This is a genomic window from Microcystis sp. M53603_WE2, assembly GCF_030065435.1.
This window is the reverse complement of the sequence record NZ_JASJFF010001281.1, coordinates 1-2,523: the sequence shown is the minus strand read 5'-3', so window position 1 is coordinate 2,523 and position 2,523 is coordinate 1. Positions and strand designations below refer to the sequence as shown.

General features: G+C 38.8%; 1 protein-coding gene. It reads left to right on the top strand.

Annotated elements, in window-relative coordinates:
- Positions 1–256: 256 nt before the first annotated feature.
- On the top strand, positions 257–2,392 hold the full coding sequence (locus PX481_RS26765) for a toll/interleukin-1 receptor domain-containing protein (RefSeq protein WP_223213069.1): 2,136 nt from the start codon (positions 257–259) through the stop codon (positions 2,390–2,392).
- The last annotated feature ends 131 nt before the right edge of the window (positions 2,393–2,523 follow it).

The following is a 2,523-nucleotide window of genomic DNA, read 5'->3' as shown; positions in this document are numbered from 1 at the left end:
GCCTAACGATTAATCAAGTCAAGGAGAATTTATTCTCAATTTATATAATTGAGATAGTTTGTGCCGATTAAATAAAGAGGTTTTGATAACCAAATTAAAGCAGCTCTAAAGAGTTTTGAGTTAAAAGTTAAACTTCAAGTTTTCATTCAGGACAAATGTACTGATTAACTAATTTTTTGGGGAAAATTAGTTAACCCATCATTATAACATATAATTAATTTGCAAGAGTTCTTCTAAAGTTCACAGGGGGAGTAAAATGAAAAATTTCTTTGATGTCTTTATTTCCTATGGACGGGCTGATAGTAAAACTTTTGCTATTAAGCTTAATCAAAGGTTGGCAGCACAAGGCTTAAACGTCTGGTTCGACCAAGAAGATATTCCCTTGGCTGTGGACTATCAAGAACAGATTAATGATGGCATCGAGAGGACACATAACTTTATTTTTATCATCGCCCCTCATTCGGTTAATTCGCAATATTGCCTAAAAGAAATTAATCTAGCGATTAAGTACAACAAGCGCATTATTCCTCTGCTTCATGTTGAACAAATTAGCCAAGAAACTTGGCGGCAAAGAAACCCAGATAAAACTGAAGCTGACTGGCAAACATATCAAGCCGAGGGAAGGCATTCTAGTTTTCCGAATATGCCCCCAGCGATCGGCAAAATCAACTGGATCTATTTCCGAGAAGAAATTGATGATTTTGAAAGCTCTTTTGCTGGTTTGATCGGTGCGATTGATCAGCAGCAACACTATGTCCAGAAGCACAGTATTTTTTTAGTTAAAGCCTTAAATTGGTTAAGGAATCAGAAGCAAACTAATTATCTGTTAATTGGCGAAGAGAGACAGGCAGCAGAAAAGTGGTTAAAACATAGATTTACTGAGGAACAGCCGCCTTGCTTGCCCACGGACTTACACTGCGAATTTATTAGCGAAAGTAGTAAAAATGCTAATAATTTGATGACACAGGTTTTCCTGTCATCGTCAGAAAAAGATAATGCCATCAAGGAGAAAATTCGCAAGACTCTGATGCGCGAAGGCTTTACCGTCTGGACTAATCAGACGGATATTAAAACGGGAACTGCCTTTCAGGAGCAAATTAATAAAGGTATTGAAGGGGCGGATAACTTTGTTTATTTAATATCTCCAGAAGCCCTGCAATCATCATACTGTTATCTAGAACTTGCTCACGCTTTTGCTACCAACAAACGAATTATTACTTTGCTGATTGAAAAGACCGATATTGAGTTAATCCCCTCCCAGTTACAGAAATTACAATTTATTGACTTAACTGAATATGAAGATCGGGAAAAATATCGCAGTAGTATCGATAAATTATTGAAGGAATTAAACAGTGATGTTGCTTATCATGAAAGTCATAAAGTGCTGTTAGTCAAAGCCTTGAAATGGCAGCAGCAAACCCACAACCCTAGTGTCCTATTGCGAGGCTATAATCTCCAACATTTTGAAGCTTGGCTGAAGGTAGCTAAACAGCGAAAAGAATCCCCTCCCTTACCGCTACAGGAAGAATTTATTATCGCTAGTCTCAATCAACATAAACCATCTTCTTTAGAAGTTTTTATCTCTTATTCTCGTGCCGATTCAGATTTAGCAAGAAGATTAAATGAGGCTCTGACTTCACTCGGTAAGCTCACTTGGTTCGATCAAGAAAGTATCGCTTCGGGAGAAGATTTTCGGCGAGAAATTTATCAAGGCATTGAAATTTCCGACAACTTTGTATTTATCATTTCTCCCAAATCAATCAATTCACCTTATTGTTATGATGAAGTGGAATATGCCAAAAAATTAAATAAGCGAATTATCACGATCTTACACCAAAAAGTTGCGGCCAAAGATTTGCCCCCTGCCTTAGCTAGTGTTCAGTGGCTTGATTTTAGTCAGCATGGCGGCGACTTTCTGACCAATTTTACTCAGTTAGTTAGAACCATACATACAGACAGAGATCACGTTCATAACCATAGCAAATGGTTACAGAGAGCCAAAGAATGGGAAAATAGCCAAAAAAGTGCTGACTTACTACTCCGGGGCAGTGAATTTGTCCTCGCTCAAACTTGGTTAAAGAAAATTGAGCAACAAAATAAACAACCCCCGGCAACCGAGTTACATAAGGAATTTATTCAAGCTAGTCAGACAGCCATTGAAGCGGCGGAAACAGCAGAAAAAGAACGACAACAACAGTTACTCAAGCTTCAGCAAGAACGAACCCAAGAGGCAGAAAAACGCCTAGAACAAGAGAAAAAAAATGCCAGACGGCAAAAGCAGTGGTTAGTCGTCGTCAGTTTATTCGGGGCGGTGGCGACTTGCTTGGGGTTTTTTGCCGCCTCAGAGTATCGCCAAGCAGCCATTAGCGAGATTGTCGCGGTCCATTGGTGAGAAGTTAAGATTATCTGCAATTTGTCAAGCTTATTGTTACAATTCTTATTGTAAGCAGGAAAAGTTTGCCAAGTCTGGGTTTTGACTATTTTTACCTAATGGCGACAGGAGGTGAGTTCTTGCGCTTATAG